Source organism: Bradyrhizobium sp. Arg237L (genome assembly GCF_029990105.1).
GTDB lineage: Bacteria > Pseudomonadota > Alphaproteobacteria > Rhizobiales > Xanthobacteraceae > Bradyrhizobium.
The window spans coordinates 1-26,739 of sequence record NZ_JAQMIL010000030.1; the positions used below are offsets into that span (position 1 = coordinate 1).

Below are 26,739 nucleotides of genomic sequence, written 5' to 3' on the forward strand. Positions count from 1 at the left end.
TCCGAGCCAAAATCCGCCCGGCATTCGCCTGGGCCCTGTAATCCGGGCGGAAAAAATTCTTACCCAGTCTCTACGCTCTACCCATCCTACGACTCTCAACCACGCTCGTCATTGCGAGGAGCGAAGCGACGAAGCAATCCATGCCTCCACGAGCGGCGAGATGGATTGCTTCGCTCCGCTCGCAATGACGGGGAAGATGTTACTTCCCCACCCATTTCGGCGGGCGCTTCTCAGCAAACGCCTTCGGGCCCTCGATGTAATCCTGCGAGGCTGCCATCGCCTTCACCGCGGGGTAATCGCGCTGCTCGTTGATTGCCTGCTCCAGCGACACGGCCAGGCCGCGTTCGATGGTCTGCTTGGAGGCGCGGATCGACATCGGCGAGTTCTTGCAGATGGTCTCGGCCCAGCGCACGGCAGCGGCGAGCGCTTCGCCCTGCGGCACGACCTCGTTGACGAAGCCGAGCTCGTGGCCTTCCTTGGCGCTGACGTGACGCGCGGTGAGGATCATGCCCATCGCGCGCTTCAGCCCGATCTGCCGCGGCAATCGGTGCAGGCCGCCGGCGAGCGCGGCGAGACCGACGCGCGGTTCCGGCAGCGCGAAGGTCGCGTTCTCGGCGGCAATGATGAGGTCGCACGCGAGTGCGATCTCAAAGCCTCCGCCCATCGCCACGCCATTGACCGCGGCGATGATCGGCTTGTCGCAGTCGAATCGCGAGGTCAATCCACCGAAGCCGCCCTTGTCCCAGCCGCGCTTGCCGCCGGCCGCCTGCCATTTCAAATCGTTGCCGGCGCAGAACGCCTTGTCGCCGGCACCGGTGACGATCGCGACCCATTGCTCGGGATCGGCGGAAAAGTCGTCGAACACCTTGTTGAGCTCGAAATGCGCGTCGATATGCAGCGCGTTGTACACCTCGGGGCGCGACAGCGTTACGATCGTGATCGGGCCCTTGCGTTCCACCTTCGAGAATTTCAGATCCATATTCGCTCCCGCTGATTTTCTGTGGCGAAGAATATTGGCCGCGATATTAGCGCCGGCTTGGGGTTTGATGCCACTCAATTACGCAAGCAAGGCGCGCATGCCAAGCGCGACGTGATTGCTTGACTTGAGCGCCGTCTTCTCACCTTAATCGACGAAGCAGGAGCGCGCAGCGCCTAAACGCAAAACGACAATCAACGATATCTCCGGGAGAGACTGCCTTGGATTTCAACCTGCCGGCCGACCTCGTCGCCTATCTCGCCGAACTCGATTCCTTCATCGCGCGCGAGATCAAGCCGCTGGAGGAGGCTGACGACAACATCCGATTCTTCGACCACCGCCGCGAATGGGCGCGCACCGATTTCGACAATGGCGGCCTGCCGCGGCACGAATGGGAGGCGCTGCTGCGCAAAGCAAAGGACCGCGCCGATGCCGCGGGCCATCTACGCTTCGCGATCCCGAAACGCTATGGCGGCAAGGACGGCTCCAACCTCTGGATGGCCGTGATCCGCGAGCATTTTGCCTCCAAGGGTCTAGGCCTGCACAACGACCTGCAGAATGAGCATTCGATCGTCGGCAATTTCCCTGTCGTCACCATGCTGGACCGCTACGGCAGCGACGCGCAAAAGGCGATGATCGACGGCTCGATCACTGGCAAGTACCGCATCACCTTCGGCCTCACCGAGCCCGACCACGGTTCCGATGCGACGCATATGGAGACCAAGGCGGAGCCTGCGACCCGAGACAACGTCAAGGGTTGGCTGATCAACGGCGAGAAGATGTGGACCACGGGCATGCATGTCGCGACCCACTGCGCGCTGTTTGCGCGCACGTCAGGCAATGATGGCGACGCGCGCGGCATCACCTGCTTCCTGGTGCCGGCGAAATCGGAAGGCGTGAAGGTCGAGCAATATATGTGGACCTTCAACATGCCGACCGATCATCCCCGTGTCAGCTTTACGGACGTGTTCGTGCCTGAGGATGCGCTGTTCGGCGAAGTCGGCCGCGGGCTGTCGCTGGCGCAGTGCTTCGTGCACGAGAACCGCATCCGCCAGGCCGCGAGCTCGCTGGGCGCCGCCGTCTACTGCATCAACGAAAGCGTCAACTATGCGCGGGAGCGAAAGCCGTTCGGCAAGGCGCTGGCCGAGAACCAGGCCATCCAGTGGCCGCTGGTCGAACTCGCCACGCAAGCGGAGATGCTGCGTCTCTTGATCCGCAAGACCGCCTGGGAAATGGACCAGCTCACCCAGGCGCAGGTCGAGCACACGCTCTCCGACAAGGTCTCGATGTGCAACTACTGGGCAAACCGCCTGTGCTGCGAGGCCGCCGACCGCGCCATGCAAGTCCACGGCGGCATGGGCTATTCACGCCACAAGCCGTTCGAGCACATCTACCGCCACCACCGCCGCTACCGCATCACGGAAGGCAGCGAGGAAATCCAGAAGCGCAAGGTGGCGGGCTTCCTGTTCGGCTATATGGGAGCGGGGAAGCGCTAGCCCCGCACTCCACTGTCGTCCTCGCGAAGGCGGGGACCCATAACCACAAGTGGATGTGATAAGCAAAGCTGTAACTGCTTGCTCGCGCCACAACGCCGCCCTGTGGTTATGGGTCCCGGGTCACGCTTCGCTTGCCCGGGGACGACGGCCACCGCGCGGGTCACCCCCGCGCCGCGCGATCCTTCTCGTTCTGCGCCTTGATCGAGTCGCGGGCCTGGGTCCAGTCGTCGTCGCTCCATTCGCGGAGCTGATAGAAATTGCCGCCCATGGCGAGCGCCTGGGCGCCGTCCATTGCGATGGTCTCGCCGTTGATCCAGTCGCAACCGCCGGAGATCAGGAACACGGCGAGGTTCTGCAATTCCTCCATGGTGCCGACGCGGCCCATCGGGTTCATCGCTTTGGTCCGCGCGCCGGCTTCGTCGCCCGGCTTGATGCGCTTGCTCATGCCTTCGGTCGGGATCTCGCCGGGCGCGATGGTGTTGAGGCGGATGCCGTGTTTGCCCCATTCGATCGCAAGCGACATGGTCATGGCGTGGATCGCGGACTTGCTCATCGCCGACGGCACCACATAGGGCGAGCCGTTGCGCACCCAAGTGACGCTGATCGACACCACATTGCCGCGCTGCTTGCCGGCGATCCAGCGTCGCCCGACCGCATGGGTGACGTAGAACGTGCCGTGCATCACGATATTGGCGACCGCATCGAAGCCGCGCGGCGAGAGCTCTTCGGAGCGCGAGATGAAATTGCCGGCGGCGTTGTTGATGAGGTCGGTGAGGGGGCCGCTGGTCGTCCAGATCGCCTCGACCATCTCGTCGACGGCCAGTGCATTGCGGATATCGACGCCGTGGCTGACCACGCGCCCGCCATACTGGTCCATCAACTCGGTCGCGGTCTCGTCGCAGACGATCTTGCGGCGGCCGCAGATATGCACTTCGGCCCCCAACTGCAGGAATTTGGCGGCCATGGACTTGCCGAGACCGGTACCACCCCCGGTCACGAGGATACGCCGTCCGGCGAGAAGCTGATCTGTGAACATGGTTTCCACCCAAAGGGGATTGTCAGTTAATTGGTCGATTGACTAAAACCGGCAACGGCCCTTCTGTAAAGCGCCATCAAGAACAGCGGAGGACAATTCCATGGAGCAACGCGTCACGATCTCGGTTTCCGACGGGATCGCCGATGTCCGGCTGGTGCGCGCGGACAAGATGAATGCGCTGGATGCCCCGATGTTCGAGGCGCTGGTGGCCGCGACCGAGCGCCTTTCGACCGAAAAAGGCGTCCGGGTGGTAGTATTGTCCGGGGAGGGGCGGGCGTTCTGTGCCGGCCTCGACATGGGACGTTTCGCCGCGATGAAGGAGAAGGGCGGCAACGGGATCGCCGGCGGCGAAACGCGCGACCTGACCGTCCGGACCCACGGCGAGGCCAATTTCCCGCAACAGGCGGTGTGGGGCTGGCGGCAGCTCCCGGTGCCGGTCATCGCCGCGGTTCACGGCGTCGCCTTCGGCGGCGGCTTCCAGCTCGCGCTCGGCGCCGACATGCGGTTCCTCAGCGCTGATGCGCGGATGTCGATCATGGAGATCAAATGGGGCCTGGTGCCCGACATGGCGGGCACGCCGATCCTCGCCACGCTGGTGCGCGACGACATCTTGCGCGAGCTCACCTATACGGGGCGCATCTTCTCGGCCCAGGAGGCGCTGAGCTATGGACTTGCGACCCGGGTGTGCGACGATCCGCGCGCCGCGGCCTTCGATGTCGCGCGTGAGATCGCCGGCAAGAGCCCGGATGCGGTCCGCGCGGCCAAGCGCCTGCTGAACAAACTGTCGGTCGATCCGGGTCCTGCGCTACTCGCCGAGTCCGTCGAGCAGCAGAAGCTGCTGGGCAGCCCGAACCAGACGGAAGCGGTCCGGGCCAACATCGACAAGCGCCCGCCGCGCTTTGTGGATGCGTGAGCCGCCACGCACCGCCCTCATCCCGAGGAGCCGCGCAAGCGGCGTCTCGAGGGATGGGCCCGCGGGTGGGACATCCGGGGCCTCATGGTTCGAGACGGCGCTGCGCGCCTCCTCACCATGAGGGGTCATCGTCGGAGCAAGTCGACACAAGCACGCAGCAAAGAACAATAACAATGAGCGAAACCTCCCAACTCTTCCTCGGTATCATCAGCGGCGATCGCAGGCGGACGCATCAGGAGGTCGCCGAGCGCACTGAGCGCATCGCCAGCGGCCTGCGGAAGCTCGGCGTTCGCGAGGGCGACAGCGTGTGCATGTTGATGCGCAACGACATCGCCTTCATCGAGGCCGCCTATGCCGCGATGCGGCTCGGGGCCTATGGCGTGCCGATCAACTGGCACTTCAAGCCGGAAGAGATCAATTACGTGCTGACCGACTCCGGCACGAAGGTCCTGATTGCGCATGCCGATATGCTGCATCCGCTGCGGGATGCCATTCCCGCCGGCGTCACCGTGCTGAGCGTGCCGACGCCGCCGGAAATCCTCGCCAACTACAAGATCAATCCCGATCATCTCGGCGTGCCGGATTTCGCTGTTGATTTCGAGCCTTGGCTCGCGAAACACCCACGCTATGACGGCCCGGTGGTGCCGCAGCCGCAGAACATGATCTACACCTCGGGCACAACAGGCCATCCCAAGGGCGTCCGCCGCTTCGCGCCGACACCGGAGCAGGCGGCCAATGCGGAAGCGATGCGCGCCATGATCTATGGCCTCAGGCCTGGCGTCCGCGCGCTCCTGCCGGGCCCGCTCTATCATTCCGCGCCGAATTCCTTCGGCCTCCGTTCCGGTCGGCTCGGCGGCGCGCTGCTGATGATGCCGCGCTTCGATGCGGAAGATTTCCTGGCTCTGGTCGAGGAGCAGCGGGTCGACACCGTCTTCATGGTGCCGACCATGTTCATCCGCCTGATGAAGCTGCCCGAGAAGGTGCGCAGGAAATATGACGTATCCTCGCTGCGCCATGTCATCCATGCCGCGGCGCCCTGTCCGGCCGATATCAAGCGCGCGATGATCGAGTGGTGGGGGCCGGTGATCTACGAGTTCTACGGCTCGACCGAATCAGGTGCGGTGACATTCGCGAATTCCGAGGACGCGCTGAACAAGCCCGGCACCGTCGGCAAGATCTCGCCCGGTGCCGAGCTGCGCTTCATCGGCGAGGACGGAAAGGTGCTGCCGCCGGGCGAGATCGGCGAGATCTATTCGCGCATCGCGGGCAATCCGGACTTCACCTACCACAACAAGCCGGACAAGCGCGTCGAGATCGACCGCGACGGGTTCGTCACATCAGGCGATGTCGGCTATATCGACGAGGACGGTTACGTCTTCATCTGTGACCGCAAGCGCGACATGGTGATCTCGGGCGGGGTCAACATCTATCCGGCGGAGATCGAGGCGGTGCTGCATGCCGTTCCCGGTGTGCATGATTGCGCGGTGTTCGGCATCCCCGATGCCGAATTCGGCGAAGCGCTGATGGCGGTGGTCGAGCCGCAAGCAGGGGCCAAGCTGGACGTCGCCTCGGTTCGCGCCCAGCTCAAGGCGTCGCTCGCCGATTACAAGGTGCCCAAGCACATCGAAATCGCGACCAACCTGCCGCGCGAGGATTCCGGAAAGATCTTCAAGCGCCGCCTCCGCGATCCCTATTGGGAACAGGCAGGCAGGAGGATTTGACTTTCCGTCGTCCCGGGCTTGACCCTCCCGACCCTCATGGTGAGGAGGCGCGCAGCGCCGTCTGGAACCATGAGGCCACGATCGTACCCGCGGCCCATCCTTCGAGACGCCGCTTACGCGGCTCCTCAGGATGAGGATGGAGATGGGGCGGGCGGCGCAACATCTCGTGTGCGCCGCCCCCAACTTCGTCTTGCGCTGCGGCAAAAAAGTTGCACACTCCGCACCTGCCGGGCAGTTGCTGGAGCGATCAGCCAATGTCTCCCCAGACCACGTCTTCCGAGACCGATGTCCGCGCCAATCGCGCTGAGGACAGCCAGGCGATCGAGGAGGATGCGCGACTGCGCAATGACATCCGTCTGCTCGGGCGCGTCCTCGGCGACACCGTGCGCGACCAGGAGGGCGCCGACGTCTTCGACCTGGTGGAACGCATCCGGCAGACCTCGATCCGGTTCCATCGGGATGAAGACCGGCAGGCGCGGGGGGAACTGGAAACCATCCTCGACAGCATGTCGATCTCGGAAACGGTGCGGATCGTCCGCGCCTTCAGCTATTTCTCCCACCTCGCCAACATCGCCGAGGACCAGAACAACATCCGCCAGATGCGGGGGCGGGGGTCCGGCGCGCCGCGCCCGAGCCTGCTGACGCAGACCCTGCACCATGCGCAGCAGGCCGGCTTCAGCCCGGACGATTTGCGCCGCTTCTTCAAGGGCGCCCTGGTCAGCCCGGTCCTGACGGCGCATCCGACCGAGGTCCGGCGCAAGAGCACGATGGATCGCGAGATGGAGGTCGCGGGCCTGCTCGACCGGCGCGAGCGGTTGCAGATGACGCCGGAAGAGAGCGAGGCCAGCGACGAGCAGCTTCGCCGCGCCGTGGTGACGCTATGGCAGACCAATCTGTTGCGCCGGACCAAGCTTACGGTGCTGGACGAGGTCACCAACGGATTGTCGTTCTACGACTACACGTTCCTCCACGAGGTGCCGCGGCTGCATTGCGCGCTGGAGGACCGGCTCAACAAGGAAGGCGGCGAGCCCGGCGAACTCGCATCCTTCCTGAGGATGGGAAGCTGGATCGGCGGCGACCGCGACGGCAACCCGTTCGTCACCGCCGACGTCATGCGCGGCACGCTGCGGCTGCAGTCGAGCCGGATATTGAGCTTCTATCTGGAAGAGCTGCACGTACTCGGCGCCGAATTGTCGTTGGCCAAGAACCTCGCCGATGTTTCGGACGAACTGCGCGTGCTCGCGGAGCGCTCGCCCGATCCTTCGCCGCACCGGAGCGGCGAGCCGTATCGGCTGGCGGTATCCGGCATCTACGCCCGGCTGACCGCGACCGCCGAGAAGCTGCAGGTCGAGATCACGCGGCGGCCGGTCGGCAAGGCCGAGCCCTACACCAACGTCAACGAGCTCAAGGCCGATCTCGACGTGCTCGACCGTTCGCTGATCGCAAACAACTCCGCCGTCATCGCGCGCGGACGCTTGCGGCTGCTGCGGCGCGCGGTGGATTGCTTCGGTTTCCATCTCGCCCGCCTCGACATCAGGCAAAACTCCGCGGTGCATGAGCGCACCGTCGCCGAACTGCTCGATACCGCGATCCGCGGCATGTCCTACATGGCGCTCAGCGAGGACGCCCGCATCAACCTGTTGCTCGGCGAGCTTCGCAGCGCCCGGCCGCTGTCGTCGCCCTTCGTGAAATACAGCGAGGAGACGCAGGGCGAACTCGCGGTGTTCCGGGCCGCCGCCGAAGCGCATGCGACCTTCGGCACGGAGGCGATTTCCCAATGCATCATCTCGATGTGCAAAGGTATGTCCGACATGCTTGAGGTCGCCGTGCTGCTGAAGGAGGTCGGGCTCATCAACCCCTCCGGCCGCAGCGCCATCAACATCGTGCCGCTGTTCGAGACCATCGAGGATCTGCAGGCCTCCAGCGGCATCATGGACCGCATGCTGGCGCTGCACGATTATCGCCGATTGGTGGACAGCCGCGGCGGCGTGCAGGAGGTGATGCTCGGCTATTCCGACAGCAACAAGGACGGCGGGTTCGTCACTTCCGGCTGGGAGCTCTACAAGGCGGAAATCGGCCTCGTCGAGGCATTTGAGCGCCATCACGTGCGCCTGCGTCTGTTCCATGGCCGCGGCGGCTCGGTCGGCCGCGGCGGCGGCCCGAGCTATGACGCCATCATCGCCCAACCCGGCGGCGCCGTGAACGGCCAGATCCGCATCACCGAGCAGGGCGAGATCATCTCCAGCAAATATTCCAACGCCGAAGTCGGCCGCAACAATCTGGAGATCCTTGCCGCCGCGACGCTCGAGACCAGCCTGCTGCAGCCCAGGCAAAGCGCGCCGCGCGCCGAATATCTGAAGGCGATGGAGCAGCTTTCGGCGCTTGCCTTCAAGGCCTACCGCGGTCTGGTCTACGAGACCGACGGCTTTGCCGATTATTTCTGGGGCTCGACGGTCATCAACGAGATCGCGACGCTCAACATCGGCAGCCGACCGGCGTCGCGCAAGAAGACCCGCGAGATCGAGGACCTCCGCGCCATTCCCTGGGTGTTCTCCTGGGCGCAGTGCCGGCTGATGCTGCCGGGCTGGTATGGCTTCGGCAGCGCGGTCGAGGCCTGGATCGCGGAGCATCCGGAGCAGGGCATGCCATTCCTGCAGGAGCTCTACCGGGAGTGGCCGTTCTTCCGCACGCTGCTCTCCAACATGGACATGGTGCTGGCAAAGAGCTCGATCGCGATCGCCTCGCGCTACGCCGAGCTGGTGCCGGATGCGGAATTGCGCGAGAAGATTTTCGGCCGCATCCGCCGCGAATGGCATCTCTCGATCGAGACGCTATTGGACATCATGGGGCATGAGCGGCTGTTGCAGGGCAACCCGCTGCTCGACCGTTCGATCCGCAACCGCTTCCCCTATCTCGACCCGCTCAACCACGTACAGGTGGAGCTGTTGAAGGAGCATCGCGCGCAGAACCCGGACGAGCAGGTGCTGCGCGGCATCCAGCTCACGATCAACGGGATATCCGCGGGGTTGAGGAATAGCGGGTAGGGAAGGGCGAATAGCGAATGGCGAGTAGCGAATAGACGTCTCCTATTCGCTATTCGCCACTCCCTATTCGCCGACTGCGTCAGCAGTTATGCGCGCCTTGCGTCTCCACATAGACCGCATAGAGCGACTGGCTCGCGGTCATGAACAGGCGGTTGCGCTTCTTGCCGCCGAAGCAGACGTTGGCGCAGGTCTCCGGCAGCAGGATCTGGCCGATGCGAGTGCCGTCGGGCGCGAACACCTGCACACCGTCATAGCCCGGACCGACCCAGCCGGCGCCGACCCAGATGTTGCCGTCGATGTCGACCCGCAGGCCGTCGGGGAAGCCTGACTTGCCGTCGAGCTTCATGTCGATCAATTGCTTCGGATTGGACAGCTTGTCGCCATTGATGTCGTAGCTCCAGACCACGTTGTTGGCATTCGGATAGTGCGTGATGCCGGTATCGCAGACATAGAGCTTCTTGTAGTCATGGCTGAAGGCGATGCCGTTCGGCTTGAACGGCTCGTCGGCAACCTTGGTGATCTGACCGGACTGGCCGTCGACCCGGTACACCGCCTCCTTCTGGTAGGGCTGCACCGAATTGGTGTTGGCGCGCTGCCCCTCATAGATCGAGATCGCGCCATAGCCGGGATCGGTGAACCAGATCGACTTGTCGTTGGGGTGGGCCACCATGTCGTTCGGCCCGTTCAGCGGCTTGCCGTTGGCTTCCTGGGCCAGCACCGTCACCGTGCCGTTGTGCTCGAAACGCACCAGCCGCGTGCGTTCGGCCGAAATCTGCCGTCCCTCGAAATCGAAGGAGTTGCCGTTGGCCTCGTTCGACGGTTTGCGGAATTGCTCGGAGATGTGGCCGTCGTCGTCGAGATAGCGAAGCTGCCGGTTGGCGGGGATGTCGCTCCAGACCAGATATTGCCCCTGCGCGTTCCAGGCGGGCCCCTCGGCCCACAGGCAGCCCGTATAGAGACGCTTGATCGCGGTGTTGCCGACCTTGGCTTTGAAGCGCTTCGGATCGATCACGACGATATCAGGGTCGGGATAGCGCTGCGGCTCCGCATTGCGACCGAAATCGCGGGCGAAGGCTTCCGGCGCCACCGCCGCAGTTGCAGCAATCGCCGTTGCACTGCGCAAAAGCGTCCGGCGGTCGAGCCCGATCGAGCCGCCGTCCTGCAGGTTGGGTGAATTGTTTGGATTGTTCATGACTTCCTCCCAGGCTTTTTTGTTGTTGGGAAGGAACTCATGCGCCCGCAATCCGGCATAATGCGGGCAGCCGTGATGGATCAACCAGAGATAGGCGTCGTCCCGGCAGCGAGCCGGGACGACGTTGTCATGAAAGTATCAGCGTAGGCGGCGGCCGGTAGGGTGGGCAAAGCGAAGCGTGCCCACCATCTAACGGCGTGCTCGGAATGGTGGGCACGCTTCGCTTTGCCCACCCTACGTCTTACCCAAGCTTCAGATCGGGTCCCAGCCGAAGATGTCGGCGGAGCGGTCGAGGTTGTAGAACGAGCCCTTGAGCGCCGGCATGCCGTGTTCGGCGATGGTCTGCGGCGTCCAGCCTTCGCCGCGGTGCACCGAGCGCAGCGGCCGCGACTGGCCCATCAGGAAGATCTCGTTCATGCGGACCGCAAAGATCTGCCCGGTGACCTCCTTGGCGGCGTCGCTGAGCAAATAGGCGCAGACCGGTGCGACCTTCTCCGGCCCCATCTGCTTCATCCTCTCCACGCGCGCCTTCTCGGCGTCGGTCTCGGTTGGAATGGTGCCGATCATGCGGGTCCAGGCGAACGGGGAGACGCAGTTGGAGCGCACGTTGAAGCGGCTCATGTCGAGCGCGATCGACTTCGACAGGCCGACGATACCGAGCTTGGCGGCGGCGTAGTTGGCCTGGCCAAAATTGCCGATCAGGCCCGAGGTTGAGGTGAAGTGCACGAAGGAGCCGCTCTCCTGCTCGCGGAACAGCCGCGCCGCGGCGTGGCTGACGTAGAAAGAGCCCATCAGATGGACCTTGATGACGGCCTCGAACGCTTCCACGCTCATGCGGTGGAAGATCATGTCGCGCAGGATGCCGGCATTGTTGACGACGCCGTCGAGCCGGCCGAAATGATCGGTCGCGGTCTTCACGATCTTGCTGGCCGGGATCGCTTCCGCAACCGACTCGAAATTGGCGACCGCGGTGCCACCGCGCTTCTTGATTTCCTCGACCACCTCCTCGGCTGGGGCGGCGCTCGATCCCGCGCCGTCGGACGTGCCGCCGGGATCGTTGACCACGACCTTGGCGCCTTCAGCGGCGCAGAGCAGCGCGATCTCGCGCCCGATGCCCCGGCCCGCGCCGGTGACGATGATGACCTTGTCCTGCAGTGATTTTGTCATGTGGGTTCTCCGCTCTCTGTTTCGCTTCAAGCCGTCATTCCGGGGCGCGCGAAGCGCGAACCCGGAATCCATTTTGCCGCGCGATGGATTCCGGGCCTGCGCCTATCGGCGCATCCCGGAATGACGGGCTGTTACTTCTCGTTCGTGAAGATGATCGTGCCTGATGCCGCGAACATGCCGCCGACGCCATGGCAGACCGAGATCTTCGCGTCCTTGACCTGCGCCGGCGCAATCCCGCGCATCTGGCGCACGCTCTCCTGCAGCGCGTACATGCCGTACATGCCCGAATGCATGTAGGAGAGGCCGCCGCCATTGGTGTTGAGTGGCAGCTTGCCGCCGGGGCGCGTGTTGCCGTCCGCGATGAACTTGCCGGTCTCCTCGTGCGGCATGAAGCCGAGATCGCCGAGGCCAAAGAGCGGCAGGTGCGCAAAGGCGTCGTAGATCATGAGATGGTCGACGTCCTTGTGGGTGATGCCGGCCTCCCTGAAGGCGAGGGGGCCTGCGACCTTGAAGGCGCGCGAGGAGTTGAAGGTCTCCATCTGGCTGACCATCGGCGTTTCCACGCTCTCGCCGGTGCCGAGGATGTAGACCGGCTTCTGCGGGAAATCCTTGGCCCGATCGGCTGATGTCAGGATGAGCGCGCCGCCGCCATCGGTGACGAGGCAGCACTGCAGGAGGCGGAACGGATAGGCGATCATCCGCGAGTTCAGGACGTCGGCAACCGTGATCGGGTCCTTCATGGTCGCGCGCGGATTCTTCGCGGCCCATTCGCGCTGCACGACGGCGACCATGGCGATCTGCTCATGGGTGATGCCGTAGGTCTTCATGAAGCGCAGTACCGGGATCGGGAACATGCTCGGCGGCCCGTACACGCCGAACGGCGCCTCGAACTGGCCGTTGAGGCTGTCCGGCGGCGTGGAGCGCGGCTGCTTGCCGATCATCGACTTGCCGCTCTCGGCGTGCGTGATCAGCACGGTCTTGCACAGGCCGGCCTCGATCGCGGCCGCGGCATGGCGGACATGCAGCATGAACGAGCAGCCGCCGACCGAGGTGCCGTCGACCCAGGTCGGCTTGATGCCGAGATAGTGGCAGACCTGCTGTGGCGTCTCGACCGCGGTGGCGAAACCGTCGATGTCGGACAGCTTCAGCCCCGCATCGGCGATGGCATTGAGCGCCGCATCCGCGTGCAACTGGAGCTGCGACATATTGGGGATGACGCCGAGCTCGGTGGTCTCGGCCGCGCCGACGACGGCAACCTGGTTCCTGCGCATCTCTTTAACCCTTCGCCGGACGGAACAAAGGAAGCGTGATCTTGTCGTCGAGCTTCTCGAACGCGACTTCCAGCTTCATGTCGAGCTCGAGCGCTTCCGGCGTCTGCGGGCAGTCGATGATGTTGCTCATCATGCGCGGGCCCTCATCGAGTTCGACCACCGCAATGGCGTAAGGCGGCGTGAAGCCGGGCGCGGCGGGACGGTGGTTGATGACGTAGCTGTAGAGCTTGCCCTTGCCGCTTGCCTTGAACATGCTGACCTTGCGCGAGGCGCAGGACGGGCAGAACGGGCGCGGCGGGAAATAGACATGCGAGCAGGCGTCGCAGCGCTGCAGGCGCAATTCGCCGACCTGCGTGCCATCCCAGAAATGCTGGGTTTCCGGCGTCGGTTTCGGTTTTGCGCGTGCAGCTTCGGCCATTCGGCATCCTCCCTGGATCAGGCCGTCAGGCCTCGTTCAAAAACGTGATGCGACAATTGACTATCGGTCGTCAACGGTCCAGCGTTTGCAATCGCATGGCGGTATTCCGAAGACGACAGCGCGCTTGTATGCCAGCCTGTCTCAGGCAATAGTCCGCCACGCGGCAAATCTGCCGCGCCGCGCCTCAAACAACGTTCGACGCCAGAAGAGACCTGAAATCGAAAGCCATGCCTGACAATCCGACCCTTGCCTCACTCGCCGCAGACCTCGAGAGCGGCCGCCTCACGGCCCGCCAACTGGTTGAGCAGTGCCTCGCCAAGATCGCCGATCCCGCGGGCGAGGGGCAGCGCGCCTTCATCCACGTCGACAAGGAGGCCGCGCTCGAGGCTGCCGATGCGATGGACCGCCTGCGCAAGGCGCATGCGGCGCCGTCGCCCTTTGCCGGCATTCCCGTCTCGATCAAGGACCTCTTCGACATCAAGGGGCAGGTGACCCGCGCCGGCTCCCGCGCGCTGGAGGATTCCGCGCCGGCGGAAGCCGACGCGCCCGTGGTGGCGCGGCTTCGCGCGGCCGGCTTCGTCGTGATCGGCCGCACCAACATGACCGAGTTCGCCTATTCCGGCATCGGCATCAATCCGCATTACGGCACACCGAAGAGCGCTTACAACCGCAGTGTCGGCCATGTGCCCGGCGGCTCGTCGTCGGGGGCGGCGGTATCGATCGCCGATGGCATGGCCTTTGGTGCGCTCGGCACCGACACCGGCGGCTCCTGCCGGATCCCCGCGGCCTTCAACGGCATCGTCGGCTACAAGCCGACGCAGCGGCGCATCCCGCTCGATGGCGGTGTGCCGCTGTCGTTCTCGCTCGACAGCTACGGGCCGCTTGCCAATTCCGTCGCCTGCTGCGCAACGCTCGATGCCGTGCTCGCGAGCGAGCCGGTGACGCCGCTGCAGCCGCGGCCGGTGAAAGGTCTGCGGTTCGCGGTGCCGACCACGGTTGCGCTCGATGATCTTGATGAGGCCGTGGCAAAGACGTTCGACCGAGCGCTCGCGGCGCTGTCGAAGGCGGGCGCGCTGATCGAGAAGATCGAGGTGCCGGAGTTCCTCGATGTCGGCATCATGAACGCCAAGGGCGGCTTTGCGGCTTCCGAGAGCTATGCCTGGCATCGCTATCTGCTCGCCAGCAAGGGCGACATCTATGACCCCCGCGTCGCCACGCGCATCATGCGCGGCGAGGGATATCTGGCCGCCGACTACATCGATCTGCTCAATGCGCGAAAATCCTTCATCGCACGCACCGAGAAGCGCATCGCGCCCTATGATGCGCTGCTGCTGCCGACCACGGCCAATGCGCCGCCGAAGATCGCCGACCTCGATGACGACAAGGCGTTCACCGCGGAGAATCTGCGCGCGTTGCGTAACTGCACGTTGATCAACGTGCTCGACGGCTGCGCCATCTCGTTGCCGGCCCATCGTGAAGATGATGTGCCGGTAGGTCTGATGGTCGCCGCCGCAGGCGGATCGGATCGCCGCATCTTCGAGATCGCGGCCGCAATGGAGACCATCATCCGTGTATGACCTCGCTTTCACCATCGACGACAAGGGCATGGCGACGCCACTGACGCTCGCCATCGACCAGGCCGTGATCGCCGGCTGGACCGGTCGCGATCCGGTGGCGCGCGACAAGCATATCGCCGAGCTAGAGGCGATCGGCATTGCGCGGCCGGCGACGACGCCGATCTATTACCGCTGCTCGGCGCGGCGGCTGACCACCGAGGACACGATCGAAGTCTGCGGCGAGGATTCCAGCGGCGAGGTCGAGTTCGTCTTGATCGGCTGGCAGGGCCGCATCTTCGTCGGCTGCGGCTCCGATCACACCGACCGCAAGGTCGAGGGCTACAGCGTCACGGTTTCAAAACAGATGTGCGACAAGCCGATCGCCTCCGAACTCTGGGAGCTCGAAGACGTCATCGACCACTGGGACCAGATGATCCTGCGCTCCTGGGCGTGGATCGATGGCGAGCGCGTGCTCTACCAGGAAGGCACGCTCGACGGCATGCTGCCGGTGAAGGAACTGATCGCCCGCGGTTTCGGTGACAAGGGCCTGCCCGACGGCTGCGCCATGTTCGGCGGCACTTTCGCCGCCAAGGGCGGCATCCGCCCGGCGAGCCGGTTCGAGTTCGAGCTGGAGGACCCGGTGCTGAAGCGAACGATCCGCCATGCGTATGACGTGATCACACTGCCGGTTTTGGGGTAGGTAGTCGCCCCATCGTCATTGCGAGCGTTGCGAAGCAATCCATCTCTCTCCGCCCGCTGCGGCATGGATTGCTTCGCTGCGCTCGCAATGACGCCGCAATATCGGAAATCGGGTGGTTGATTGTGCGCGGATCCGCCACCACCTCGGGACCAACGCGAGTGTTGTGGTTTGACCGCTGATTTATTCGATAACCTAGCCGACCTCCCCGCGCGCGAAGCGATCGCGGAAGGTGCGGTGATCCTGCGCGGATTTGCGCTTGCGGTTGAGCCCGAGCTGATCCCGGCCTTGCGCGAGATCGTCGCGCAGGCAGCGTTCCGCCGCATGTTCACGCCCGGTGGCTATCAGATGTCGGTGACGATGACCAATTGCGGCACGGTCGGCTGGGTCACCGATCGCAGCGGCTATCGCTACGACCGCATCGATCCGGAATCCGGAAAGCCGTGGCCGGCAATGCCGCCGGTGCTCGTGCGCCTGGCGCGCGAGGCGGCGGCGGAAGGCGGCTTTGACGGTTTTGCGCCGGATGCCTGCCTGGTCAATCGTTACGAATCGGGCGCAAGACTGTCGCTGCACCAGGACAAGGACGAGACGGATTTTGCCGCGCCGATCGTCTCGGTGTCGCTCGGCCTGCCCGCGATCTTTCTGTTCGGCGGCCCAAAGCGCAGCGACAAGACGGCTCGATATCGGCTGACGCATGGGGATGTCGTGGTGTGGGGCGGGCCGTCGCGATTGTTCTTCCACGGCGTCGCGCCGCTCGCCGACGGTGAGCACGCGGTGCTCGGCCGTCAGCGGATCAATCTCACCTTCCGCAAGACGCGATAGCTTCCCCCGTCATTCCGGGGCGCGCGTAGCGCGAGCCCGGAATCCATTTCACCGCGTTACCCGGTGGCGCCATGGATTCCGGGCCTGCGCCTTCGGCGCATCCCGGAATGACAGTGTCAGGGTTTGGCCGGATGAATAAACGCCCACGGGCTCACTTCCGAATCCGTCGGCACCTCGATCGCGATCACATAGGGCCCGCCGTCGGCCAGCGCCTTTTCCAGCGCGGGACGGAAATGATCGGGCGAGGTGACGCGCGCAGCTCCGGCACCAAAGGACTCCGCGAGCTTGACGAAATCCGGATTGACGAGGTCCGACGCCACCACGCGGCCGTCAAAGCGCTCGCGCTGGTCGCGCCGCACATTGCCATAGGAATTGTTGTTGAACACCAGCGTCACCACGCCGATGCGATACTGCACGGCGGTGGAAAGCTCTTGCACACCGAACATGAAACCGCCGTCGCCCGTGATCGCCACCACCGGCTTGTCGGGATTGGCGACTTTGGCGCCGAGCGCGGTCGGAAAGCCGGAGCCGAGTGTGCCCTGATAGCCCGAGGTGACGAAGGTGCGCGGCTCGTAGACGGGAAAGCCATACCAGGAGGCGAAACCGACCTGCGAGAGCTCGTCGGTGACGACAGCATTCGACGGCAGCACCTCGCGGAGAATCTTCAGGTAAGCCATCTGCGGCTGGATGCGCTGGATTTCGCGCGCGGCTGCCGCGGTTGCTTCGCGGATCGCGGCGCGCCGGCCGGTGCTCTTGCCAAAACCAGTTTTGCGTACGGCCGCCAGCAACTCGGCGGTGCCGGCCTTGGCATCGCTCACGATGGCGGCATCAGCCGTGAGCCGGCGCATCTCGACCGGATCGATGTCGATGCGGATCGATTTGATGCCGTCGGGCTGGTATGGCCAGCGGAATCCTGAGGCCGGCAATTCCATGCGGGTGCCGATCCCGATCATCAGATCGGTCGTCGGCCACAATTTGTAAGCGGCCGCCATGGTCAGCCCGAGCTCATGCGCATTGGAGACGATGCCGCGGCCGCTGCGGAAGGCGACGACGGGCGCATCGATCATTTCCGCAAGCTCGAGAATTTCCTCGCCCGCGTCGATCGCGCCGCTGCCGACAAAGATCATCGGTGTCTTGCTCGCCGCGATCAGAGCGGCCGCCGTCTTGATCCTGTCGGGGTCGGGCAGTGGCGCCGGAAACGGCCCGAACGGCTCTGATGGCGCGACTGCGGCACGCTGGGTGAAGACGTCCCAGGGCATCTCGAGCGACGCCGGTCCACGCCGGCCCGACAGCATTTCCTGGAATGCGCGCGACACCATCGCCGGCGCCGCATCGGGATATTCGATGCGATCGGCCCATTTCACGAAGGTACGCAGTGTCGCGAGCTGGTCCGGCATCTCATGCAGATGGCCGCGGCCCTTGCCGAGGAACGCGGTCGGCACCTGCCCGGTGAGGCAGAGCACCGGCTCGTTGCAGCCGAAGGCGGTGAGCAGCGCCGCGCTGGCGTTGAGCACGCCGGGGCCGGGCACCACGCTGAACACGCCCGGGCGGCCGCTCGAACGCGCATAGCCGAAGGCCATGTAGCCGCAGGCCTGCTCGTGCCGCGCGCCGATCACCTTGAGCTGCGCCTGATGGAAGGCGTCGAACAGGCCATAGATTTGCGCGCCGGGCAGGCCGAACACCGTGTCGACGCCCTGGGCGACGAGGCCGTTGACGATCACTTCGCCGCCGCTGGCTGAACTCATCTTGCTATCCATCTGCTTCTTATGCTTCGTCGACAACGGCGTTGCGCAACACGCCGACGCCTTCGGCCTCGATGCCGATCGCATAGGTGGCGAGACGAGGTGGAGACATCGGCTCGCTCAATCTGCAATCGTGACGTCGGCAACGAACAGTGGCTCGCGCACCGCCTGTCCGGCGAATGGCGACCCCTGCTCGAACCAGGAGCGTGGAGCGGGCGCGCCCCACAACGTCTGCCGCCGCGGGTCCTTCAGCGACCAACGCAGTGGCTCATGGTCGTGATCTCCCGTGAAATAGTCGCTGGTGTAAAGCTCGAGCCGATGGCCGTCGGGATCCCTGACATAGAGAAAGAACGCATTGGAAATGCCGTGGCGGCCGGGGCCGCGTTCCATGTTCTTCAGGAAGCCGCTCGACGCCATAACGTCGCAGAGATGCAGGACATTCATCGCCGTCGGCACCCAATAGGCGAAATGGTGCAGGCGAGGCCCCTTGCCGTTGGTGAAGGCAAGGTCGTGCACATTGCCCTTGCGATGCATCCATGCCGCGGCAATGCGTCCGTTCGGGCCGTCTTCCTCGCCATATTCGGTGAGACGAAAGCCGAGCCGTGCGTAGAACTCGATGCTGTCCTGCAGCTCGGCGGCAAAGACATTAAAGTGATCGAGCCGTTGCGGATGGCAACCCTTATAGAGGTCGTAGCGGCGGAGCAGGTGTGGGCGCTTGTCCATCGTCGCGTAGAGCTCAAGCTGGAAGCCGAATGGATCGGAGAACTGCAAGGTGCGGCCCTGGAACGGCTGATCCGAGAAGCGATAATCGACGCCGTGCTCGGAGAAGAACGCCGCCGCCTTGTCGAGGTCAGCATCATTGCCGACCTTGAAGCCGAGCCGGCTGCAGGCTGCTACAGGCGCCTTGCGCAGCACCAGCGAGTGATGCTGATGCTCTTCGGAGCCGCGCAGATAAACCGTCTTGTCGTCCGCGTCCTCGACATGTAGCCCAACGGTGGCCTCATAGAACGCGCGGCTGGCGGCGAGGTCGGTCACGTCGAGCACGACGTGGCTGCAGCGGATGATGTTGAACGGCGGATCAAAGACGTGCTGCGGAACAGGCATCGATGTTTCCCTGCTTGAGGTCGTCATTCCGGGGCAGCCCGCAGGGCTGAACCCGGAATCTCGAAATTCCGGGCTCGATGCTTCGCATCGCCCCGGAATGACGGCGTACTACACTCCCAGTTTCTGTATCTTATGCGTCCCGCGTGCCAGCGAGACGTGCTTGGTTTCCATGTAGAAGTCGAACGAATAATCGCCGCCGTCGCGGCCGATGCCTGACGATTTCATGCCGCCGAACGGCGTCGGCAGGTGCCGGACATTTTCCGAATTGAGCCAGATCATGCCGGCTTCGAGCGCATCCGCTACCCGCAGGGCACGCCCCATGTCACCGGTCCAGACATAGCCGGTGAGGCCATACTGCACGCCGTTGGCGATTTCGACCGCATCTGTCTCGTCGCCGAACGGGATGACGGTGAGGAACGGCCCGAACACCTCTTCCTGTGCTACCCGCATCTTGGAATGCGCAGCCGTAACGAGCGTCGGCTGCACATAATGTCCGCCGCCGGGACCGTCATGCGGCTTGCCGCCAACCGCGATCGTCGCGCCTTCCCGTCGCGCCACGTCGAAATAGGAGCAGACCTTCGCCAGATGCCGTTCATGGATAAGCGGTCCGATCTCGGTTGCGGGATCGAGGGGATGGCCGACCTTCAGCGCCTTGACCCGCGCGGTGAGCTTCTCGACGAATTTTTCCGCGATGCTCTCTTGCACCAGGAGACGGCTCGAGGAGGTGCAGCGCTCGCCGTTCAGCGAGTAGATCATGAACACGACGGCATCGAGCGCGCGCTCGAGATCGGCGTCCTCGAACACGATCACCGGATTCTTGCCGCCGAGTTCGAAATGCACGCGCTTCAGCGTCGGCGCGCCCTGGGCCATGATCGCGGACCCGGTCGCGCTCTCGCCGACAAAGCCGATCGCCTTGATCGCGGGATGCTCGGTCAGCGCCTTGCCGGCCTCCTCGCCGAAACCGTGCACGGTGTTGAGCACGCCGTCGGGCACGCCCGCCTGCTTCGCCAGCTTTGCCAGGAGATCGGCCGTCACCGGTGACCATTCCGCGGGCTTGTGCACCACCGTGCAGCCGGCGGCGAGCGCGGGCGCGATCTTCCAGGTCGACAGCATGAACGGCGTGTTCCACGGCGTGATCACGCCGACCGGACCGATCGGCACCCGCGTGGAGATGTTCCAGTGCTCTTCGCTCGGCATGTTGAGGCCGTCTCGCGCCTCGGCGCATTTGTCGGCGAAGAAGCGGAAATTCTCGGCCGCGCGGATCGCGGCTTTCGCCATGAAGCGATGGGCCTGTCCGGTGTCGATGCATTCGAGCACCGCGATATCGTCGGCATGATCCTCGATCGTATCGGCGACGCGATTGAGCAGCTTGCGCCGCATCGAGGCCGACATCTCGCGCCACGACTTGAAGGCGAGGGCGGCCGCGGTCGCTGCGCGATCGATGTCCTCGGCATTGCCGCGCGCCACCGTTGCCAGCACGGCGCCGTCGATCGGCGACTTCGTCTCAAATGTCTGGCCGGAGATCGATGGCACGACCTTGCCGTCGATCATGTGGCCGATTCCCTCCGCCTTAAGCTTCGCCAGCAGCGGCGCGGCGCGGTCGCGGTTGGCCTGGAATAATTCGGCCGATTTCGGCCTCGCTTTATCCATGGACAGTCTCCACCTTCAGCGCATCGTGGATATTGTTGCGCTTCCAGCTCGTCTCCTTGTCGTTGATCTGCATGTCGAACGACAGCGCGAATTTGCTGCTCGCGAATACCGGGTCGAGATAAGTCGATAGCGTCCTGAAGATATCTTCTCCCGCCTTCTTGCGGGTTGCGAGATCGCGGCCTTCGCCGAGCCGCAGCACCATGTCGAGAAAGCCGTAAACGTTTCGTCCGTCGGCGATCGCGTAGTGCTCGCATCTGATGGCGCGAACGCGGATGCCGCCGAGCGGGAAGATGCCGGTCTCGACCGCCGCCTTGCGCACGAGTTCGACGACTTCGCCCATGTCGAGGTGGGAATCCAGGTTGGCCGAATATTCGATGGTGAAATGCGGCATGGCGGATCACTCATGGTGCGCTGGAATGATTAACATGTTAAGTGTATCGGCGTAAATTGATTTGCGCTTTGTTGCGCCGCAAAAGATTGGCGATGGCACGGAAGAAATCATCATTGAACGGTTCGCGGCCGCGCGCGGCGGCAGAGACGAGGCGGCGTGGGCCGATGCGTGAATTTTCCCGCTCGTTGCCGATGTCGCTCTTGCGCGCGCGTGAGGCCGTGATGCGGCAGTTCCGTCCCTCCCTGCGCTATCACGGGCTGACCGAGCAGCAATGGCGCATCCTGCGCGCGCTGACGTCGGTGGAGGCGATCGAGGTCACCGATCTCGCGCGGCTCGCCTTCCTGCTCGGGCCGAGCCTGTCGCGCATCCTGCGTGACCTCGAGGCGCGCGGGCTGATCGAGCGCCGTTCGGCGGAGGCGGACCTGCGGCGCGCCGTGGTGTCGATCTCGCCGAAGGGATTGAAGCTGATCGAAGCGGTCGCGCCGACATCGGAAGCGATCTACGCCGCCATTACAAAACGTTACGGCGCGCGCAAGCTTGCTGAACTGCAGGCCATGCTGGGCGCGCTCGAAGAAAGCCTTGCCGGCTTTTCAGGCGCGGAAGAGGAAATGGCCGAGGTCGATCAGTAAATGCAAAATTTGCATGATGATATGTGCTGGGATGCATAGCTCGCCTTTCCTGCACATCGTTTGAGCACAAAGGAATTGGCAGGTTCGCGGAATTTGCCGGAATAGTCATGATCTCGTCGGCATTAATCCTTCTTGATGCGCGCGGATAACGATGCATCTCCATCGTTAGTCGAAAACACCGCAATATCAATTTACTCCGAGACGGAGAGTCCGTAAGTACGCATGCGGTTCGCGCCCCGTCGGGGATCGCCAACAGCAAGAAGGGCCGACGAAGAAGCCCGGCCTCAGGGAGAAACCAATGAAACTGACGAGACGCGATTTCGCGGCTGGTGTCGTCGCCGGCCTTGCCGCCCCCCACATCATCACGAGCGCGAGAGCGCAGGGCGCCACGATCAAGATCGGCATGTGCGCGCCTGTGACCGGTCCCGCCGCCGAATCCGGCCGCTACGCCATCCAGGGTGCGAAGCTTGCACTCGAAGCCGTCAACAAGGCTGGCGGCATCCTCGGCAAGCAGGCCGAGTTGATCATCGAAGACGATCAGACCACCAATCCCGGCATCGTGCTGGCATTCTCCAAGCTCGCTGCGCAATCCGACATCGTCGGTTTCCTTGGTTCGATCCGGTCGACCCAGGTGCACGCCATGGCGCCCGACGTGCTCAAGCTCGGCAAGCCCGTGATGATCGGGGGAACCGATCCGAACCTCACTCACATGGGCAATCAGTGGCTGTTCCGCTTCCGTCCGAATGACAGCTATTCCGGGCGCGTCATCGCCGAGTATGGGGTCAACACGCTCGGCAAGAAGAAATGGGCCGTGCTGCATTCGACCGACGCGTTCGGCACCGCAGGCGGCAAGGCCCTGACCGCTGCGTTGGAAAAGCTCGGCTGTGCGCCCGTGCTCGACCAGGGTTATGCCAACCAGAGTCAGGACTTCACCCCGGTCGTGCTCGCGATCAAGCAATCCGGCGCAGACATTCTTGGCTCCTACTTCACCTTCGAGAACGACCTCGGCATCTTTGCCCGGCAGTTGCGCCAGCTCGGCGTCAACATTCCCTGGGTCGGCTCGCCCTCGATCGTCAATATCACCGCGCTGAAACTCGCCGGGCCTGCGCTGTACAACACCTATGGTGTCGCGGACTACGCGGAAGATTCCAGCGAAGCCTCCAAGGCGTTCGGCAAGCTCTATCGTGATGCGGTCAAGGTCGCGCCGGATAACCAGAGCTCCTGGCCCTATGACGCGGTCACCGTGCTGTCGGCGGCGATCAACAAAGCCGGCTCGACCGACCCTGCAAAAATCCGTGAGGCGATCCTGTCGATCAAGAAATTCCCCGGCGCCGAAGGCGAGTATAATTTCGACCAGAACGGCGATGGTTTGCACGGCTACAACATCGTGAAAAACGAGAAGGGCAATATTGTCTTCGACAAGCACATTGAATTCAACGATTGACCACTTTTTCGGCCTCTTCGTTCTCCACGCAGAGGCCGAAAACCTTTCGGCGAATTCCTCAGCTCTCCTCCTAACCGAAGCTTGTCATGGATCTCGTCCTTCAACTGCTGTTTACCGGCATCGGCATCGGCGCCGTCTACGCGCTGGTCGCGCTCGGTTTCGTGCTGATCTTCCGCGCCACCAATGTGGTGAATTTCGCGCAAGGCGAATTCTCCATGGTCGCGGCCTATCTGATGGTGGTGTTCGCCGTCGATCTCGGCTGGCCCTACTGGCTGTCATTCCTGATCGCGCTCGGCGGCATGGCGCTGCTCGGCGTCATCTTCAATCTCGGCGTCTATTATCCGCTGCGCCACCGCACGTTCCTGCCGGTCATCATCGCCACCATCGGCGCCTCGATCCTGCTGTCGAATTCGGTGCTGGCGATCTACGGCCCGCAGCCGCAGGTGCTGCAGGGATGGTTCGAGACGCCCGGCATCCAGCTCGGCCCGGTCTATCTCGACAGCCAGTATCTGCTGATCATCGCGGTGACGATCGCGCTCGTGATCTTCAACTATTGGTTCTTCGAGAAGACGCTGCTCGGCAAGAAGCTGCAGGCGACCTCGCAGGACAAGGAAATGGCCTCGCTGCTCGGCATTTCCGTCTCGACCATGATCATGATCACCTTCATCTATTCCGCCGTGCTCGGCGGCTTGGCCGGCATCCTGGTCGCACCGGTGCTGTTCGTCTCGATCCAGATGGGCTCGACGATCGCGCTGAAGGCATTCGCGGCCACCATCATCGGCGGCTTCGGCGACGTCGCCGGCGCCATCATCGGCGGACTCGCGCTCGGCGTCATCGAGACTTTTGGCGCGGCCTACATCTCGGTTCCCTACAAGGACGGCTTCGCCTTCCTGGTCCTGGTCGCTTTCCTGATCTTCCGGCCGCAGGGCATCTTCGGCGAACGCGTGGCGGAGAAAGCATGAGCGCACCCAGCGACAACATGCCGATCCCGGCACCCGCGGTCCGCTCGAAACCGCTTGTGATCCGCCATCTGCCGTACTTCATCGGCGCGGCGATCCTGGTGGCGCTTGCCGCAGGATTGCGGTTCGACGGCTACATCCTCAACATCCTGCTGCAAGCGACGACGTTCTCGATTGCAGTGTTCGGCCTGTCGGTCGTGCTCGGCCTGTGCGGGCAGATCAATCTGGCGCAGGCGGCGTTCTTCGGGCTCGGCGCCTATGCGGTCGGCCTCGGAACGAACGACCTGCATCTCAGCTTCTGGCTGTGCCTTGTCGGTGGCTGCGTGGTCGCGCTGCTTGCCGGCGCGCTCCTGGGGATGTCGACCTTGCGGCTCGGCGGGCATTACCTCGCGATGGTGACGATCTCGTTCCAGCAGATCGTTACGCTTGTCATGATCAACGCGATCTGGCTGACGCATGGCCCCGACGGCGTCTCCAATATCCGCCGTCCCGAACTGTTCCAGACGTCGCAGAGCTATCTCGCCTTCTGCGTCGCCATGCTCGCGATCGTCGGCTATCTGGTCTGGCATCTCTCCGACACCAAGCTCGGCCGCGCAATGCGGGCCGTGCGCGACAACGAACTCGCGGCCGGCGTCAACGGCATCGACGTGTTCCGCACCAAGATCTACGCCTTCGCGCTCTGTGCGCTGCTCGGCGGCCTGGCGGGCGGCCTGTTTGCTGGCGGCTTCGCCTATGTCAGTCCCGATCAATTCTCGTTCGCGGAATCGATCGTGTTCCTGACGATGTCGTTGCTTGGCGGCGTCGCTTCGCCGATCGGCTCGGCGATCGGCACGGGGCTGCTGATCCTGATTCCGGAATGGCTGCGTTTCCTCAAGAGCGTGCCCGGGCTTTATCTGGCCATTTACGGCCTGTTCGTGATCCTGATCATTCGCTTCATGCCAGACGGCATCTGGGGCTTCGTCGCCGATGCCTTCAGCCGCTGGCGCGCGCACATCAAGGCGCCGCCTGTGGCGGCTGCGCTGCAGTTGAAGCCTGCGACCGTCGGCGGCGAGTTCGTGCTTGAGGTGACCAGCCTGTCGAAGCATTTCGGCGGCCTCAAAGCCGTCGATGGCGTCGACATCGCGGTGAGGCGCGGCGGCGTCCACGCGCTGATCGGGCCGAACGGCTCCGGCAAGACCACGACGCTCAACGTGCTCTCCGGCCTCTACGAGGCGACCTCGGGCAAGATCGTGCTCGACGGCACCGACATCACCCACATGCCGCCGCATCAGCGCACGGCCGCGGGACTCGGCCGCACCTTCCAGAACATCCGTCTGTTCCGTTCGATGACGGCGCTCGAGAATGTCGAGATCGGTGCCGAGCGGCCCGGCAACGCGATGATCGGGAAGGGCGAGGACGCGCTGACCGAGCGGGCGATGGAGGCGTTGACCTTCGTCGGCCTCGGCCACCGCGCCAACGAGCTGATCTCGAGTTTCTCCTACGGCCACCAGCGCCTGATCGAGATTGCGCGCGCGCTGGCCGCCAATCCGACGCTGTTGCTGCTGGACGAGCCGGCCGCGGGATTGAATTCGACCGAGAAGCTCGAACTGCATGAACTGCTCAAGCGCATCGCGGCGCAGGGCCTCACCATCCTCATCATCGATCACGACATGACGCTCGTCTCCGAAGCCGCCCAGCACATCACCGTGCTCAATTTCGGTCGCCGCATCGCGGACGGCGAATCCATGGCGGTGCTGCGCCATCCCGATGTCGTCTCCGCCTATCTCGGGAGCGAATGATGCCGCTGCTCGAAATCCGCAATCTCGTGGTCCGCTACGGCGAGATCGAGGCGCTGCGCGGCGTCACCATCGCCGTCGAGGCGGGGCAGGTGGTGACTTTGCTCGGCGCCAACGGCGCCGGCAAGTCCACCACGCTCCGCGCCATCTCGGGGCTCGCCAAGCCCACGTTCGGCGAAATCCTGTTCGACGGCGAGTCGATCGCCGGCCTTGGGCCGGAAGCGATCGTCCGGCTCGGCATCTCGCATGTGCCGGAGGGCAGGCGGGTGTTCCCGGGCCTCACGGTCAAGGAAAACATCATGCTCGGCGCGTCGAACCGGAAGGCTTCGTCCGCGCAGATCTCGCGCGAGACGGATGCGATGTTCGACCTGTTCCCGGACATTCGCGCCTTCGCCGATGCGCTGGGCTGGACGCTGTCCGGTGGCCAGTTGCAGATGGTCGCCGTCGCTCGTGGATTGATGGCGAAGCCGCGGCTGCTCTTGCTGGACGAGCCTTCGTTGGGACTGGCGCCCGTCATCGTGCAGGCGGTGTTCCGCATCATTTCGCAGATCAGGAAAGACACCACGGTCTTGCTTGTTGAGCAAAATGCGCGCATGGGACTTTCGGTCGCCGATCACGGCTTCGTCCTGGAAACGGGGCGGATCGTGCTCGGCGGCAAGCCCGACGAATTGTGGGGCAATGAGGCCATCGCCGCGGCCTATCTCGGCGGTCACGCCAAGGCCAGCGCTTAAAGAAG

22 protein-coding genes are annotated in these 26,739 nt (G+C 64.0%); 12 read left to right on the forward strand and 10 right to left on the reverse strand.

Annotation, left to right across the window (positions count from 1 at the left end):
- Nucleotides 1-199 precede the first annotated feature (199 nt).
- Nucleotides 200-979: an enoyl-CoA hydratase-related protein gene (locus OZ411_RS19525; RefSeq protein WP_028164941.1), complete on the reverse strand. Its 780-nt coding sequence runs from the start codon at nt 977-979 to the stop codon at nt 200-202.
- Between the two features lie 218 nt (nt 980-1,197).
- Here OZ411_RS19525 and OZ411_RS19530 point away from each other — a divergent pair, with 218 nt between their 5' ends.
- Nucleotides 1,198-2,472 carry an acyl-CoA dehydrogenase family protein gene (locus OZ411_RS19530; protein WP_282529256.1) on the forward strand — a complete coding sequence of 425 codons (1,275 nt, stop codon included), beginning with the start codon at nt 1,198-1,200 and terminating at the stop codon, nt 2,470-2,472.
- 160 nt (nt 2,473-2,632) lie between these two features.
- Here the strand turns inward: OZ411_RS19530 and OZ411_RS19535 are convergent, their stop codons facing one another.
- The gene (locus tag OZ411_RS19535) at nt 2,633-3,508 is read right to left on the reverse strand and encodes an SDR family oxidoreductase (RefSeq protein ID WP_282529257.1); all 876 of its coding nucleotides are present in this window, start codon (nt 3,506-3,508) and stop codon (nt 2,633-2,635) included.
- A 100-nt stretch (nt 3,509-3,608) separates the two neighbouring features.
- On the opposite strand from OZ411_RS19535, the gene OZ411_RS19540 reads away from it, so the two are divergent.
- The 3 genes from OZ411_RS19540 (at nt 3,609) to ppc (ending at nt 9,186) form a co-directional block, all read left to right on the forward strand.
- Nucleotides 3,609-4,421: a crotonase/enoyl-CoA hydratase family protein gene (locus OZ411_RS19540; protein WP_130577154.1), complete on the forward strand. Its 813-nt coding sequence runs from the start codon at nt 3,609-3,611 to the stop codon at nt 4,419-4,421.
- Between the two features lie 173 nt (nt 4,422-4,594).
- The gene (locus OZ411_RS19545; protein ID WP_282529258.1) at nt 4,595-6,142 is read left to right on the forward strand and encodes an acyl-CoA synthetase; all 1,548 of its coding nucleotides are present in this window, start codon (nt 4,595-4,597) and stop codon (nt 6,140-6,142) included.
- 254 nt (nt 6,143-6,396) lie between these two features.
- Nucleotides 6,397-9,186 (forward strand): phosphoenolpyruvate carboxylase, encoded by a 2,790-nt coding sequence (gene ppc, locus OZ411_RS19550; RefSeq protein ID WP_282529259.1) that lies wholly within the window; start codon nt 6,397-6,399, stop codon nt 9,184-9,186.
- A gap of 79 nt (nt 9,187-9,265) precedes the next feature.
- On the opposite strand, the gene OZ411_RS19555 is transcribed toward ppc, so the two are convergent.
- From OZ411_RS19555 to OZ411_RS19570, 4 genes are all read right to left on the reverse strand, one after another.
- Complete coding sequence (locus OZ411_RS19555) at nt 9,266-10,378, reverse strand: SMP-30/gluconolactonase/LRE family protein (protein ID WP_130577152.1); 1,113 nt, start codon at nt 10,376-10,378, stop codon at nt 9,266-9,268.
- A gap of 252 nt (nt 10,379-10,630) precedes the next feature.
- A complete protein-coding gene (locus OZ411_RS19560) occupies nt 10,631-11,545 on the reverse strand; it encodes an SDR family oxidoreductase (protein WP_282529260.1) in 915 nt (304 codons plus the stop codon).
- Between the two features lie 131 nt (nt 11,546-11,676).
- Nucleotides 11,677-12,816 (reverse strand): thiolase, encoded by a 1,140-nt coding sequence (locus OZ411_RS19565; protein ID WP_282529261.1) that lies wholly within the window; start codon nt 12,814-12,816, stop codon nt 11,677-11,679.
- 4 nt (nt 12,817-12,820) lie between these two features.
- Nucleotides 12,821-13,234 carry a Zn-ribbon domain-containing OB-fold protein gene (locus tag OZ411_RS19570; protein ID WP_282529262.1) on the reverse strand — a complete coding sequence of 138 codons (414 nt, stop codon included), beginning with the start codon at nt 13,232-13,234 and terminating at the stop codon, nt 12,821-12,823.
- Between the two features lie 227 nt (nt 13,235-13,461).
- Between OZ411_RS19570 and OZ411_RS19575 the strand changes: the two genes are divergently transcribed.
- The 3 genes from OZ411_RS19575 to alkB all read left to right on the forward strand — a co-directional run bounded on the left by OZ411_RS19575 (nt 13,462) and on the right by alkB (nt 16,309).
- Entirely contained in the window at nt 13,462-14,811 is a 1,350-nt protein-coding gene (locus OZ411_RS19575) for an amidase (protein ID WP_282529263.1), read from the forward strand.
- Nucleotides 14,804-15,490, forward strand: a complete 687-nt coding sequence (locus tag OZ411_RS19580) for a DUF2848 domain-containing protein (RefSeq protein WP_282529264.1) — start codon at nt 14,804-14,806, stop codon at nt 15,488-15,490. The genes OZ411_RS19575 and OZ411_RS19580 overlap by 8 nt, the downstream gene beginning before the upstream one ends.
- Nucleotides 15,491-15,658: 168 nt before the next feature.
- The gene (gene alkB, locus OZ411_RS19585; RefSeq protein WP_282529265.1) at nt 15,659-16,309 is read left to right on the forward strand and encodes a DNA oxidative demethylase AlkB; all 651 of its coding nucleotides are present in this window, start codon (nt 15,659-15,661) and stop codon (nt 16,307-16,309) included.
- 116 nt (nt 16,310-16,425) lie between these two features.
- Here the strand turns inward: alkB and OZ411_RS19590 are convergent, their stop codons facing one another.
- The 4 genes from OZ411_RS19590 to OZ411_RS19605 all read right to left on the reverse strand — a co-directional run bounded on the left by OZ411_RS19590 (nt 16,426) and on the right by OZ411_RS19605 (nt 21,196).
- A complete protein-coding gene (locus OZ411_RS19590; RefSeq protein WP_282529266.1) occupies nt 16,426-18,054 on the reverse strand; it encodes a thiamine pyrophosphate-dependent enzyme in 1,629 nt (542 codons plus the stop codon).
- 117 nt (nt 18,055-18,171) lie between these two features.
- A complete protein-coding gene (gene hpaD / locus OZ411_RS19595) occupies nt 18,172-19,155 on the reverse strand; it encodes a 3,4-dihydroxyphenylacetate 2,3-dioxygenase (protein ID WP_282529267.1) in 984 nt (327 codons plus the stop codon).
- Between the two features lie 108 nt (nt 19,156-19,263).
- A complete protein-coding gene (gene hpaE, locus OZ411_RS19600) occupies nt 19,264-20,805 on the reverse strand; it encodes a 5-carboxymethyl-2-hydroxymuconate semialdehyde dehydrogenase (RefSeq protein ID WP_282529268.1) in 1,542 nt (513 codons plus the stop codon).
- Nucleotides 20,798-21,196 carry a 5-carboxymethyl-2-hydroxymuconate Delta-isomerase gene (locus OZ411_RS19605; protein WP_282529269.1) on the reverse strand — a complete coding sequence of 133 codons (399 nt, stop codon included), beginning with the start codon at nt 21,194-21,196 and terminating at the stop codon, nt 20,798-20,800. Before OZ411_RS19605 ends, hpaE begins: the two co-directional genes overlap by 8 nt.
- A gap of 164 nt (nt 21,197-21,360) precedes the next feature.
- Between OZ411_RS19605 and hpaR the strand changes: the two genes are divergently transcribed.
- From hpaR to OZ411_RS19630, 5 genes are all read left to right on the forward strand, one after another.
- Complete coding sequence (gene hpaR, locus OZ411_RS19610) at nt 21,361-21,825, forward strand: homoprotocatechuate degradation operon regulator HpaR (RefSeq protein WP_282529270.1); 465 nt, start codon at nt 21,361-21,363, stop codon at nt 21,823-21,825.
- Nucleotides 21,826-22,123: 298 nt separating this feature from the next.
- Nucleotides 22,124-23,269 (forward strand): ABC transporter substrate-binding protein, encoded by a 1,146-nt coding sequence (locus OZ411_RS19615; RefSeq protein ID WP_282529271.1) that lies wholly within the window; start codon nt 22,124-22,126, stop codon nt 23,267-23,269.
- A gap of 86 nt (nt 23,270-23,355) precedes the next feature.
- Nucleotides 23,356-24,231: a branched-chain amino acid ABC transporter permease gene (locus tag OZ411_RS19620; RefSeq protein ID WP_282529272.1), complete on the forward strand. Its 876-nt coding sequence runs from the start codon at nt 23,356-23,358 to the stop codon at nt 24,229-24,231.
- Nucleotides 24,228-26,006, forward strand: a complete 1,779-nt coding sequence (locus OZ411_RS19625; RefSeq protein ID WP_282529273.1) for a branched-chain amino acid ABC transporter ATP-binding protein/permease — start codon at nt 24,228-24,230, stop codon at nt 26,004-26,006. The genes OZ411_RS19620 and OZ411_RS19625 overlap by 4 nt, the downstream gene beginning before the upstream one ends.
- A complete protein-coding gene (locus OZ411_RS19630; RefSeq protein ID WP_282529274.1) occupies nt 26,006-26,734 on the forward strand; it encodes an ABC transporter ATP-binding protein in 729 nt (242 codons plus the stop codon). Before OZ411_RS19625 ends, OZ411_RS19630 begins: the two co-directional genes overlap by 1 nt.
- Nucleotides 26,735-26,739: the final 5 nt, after the last annotated feature.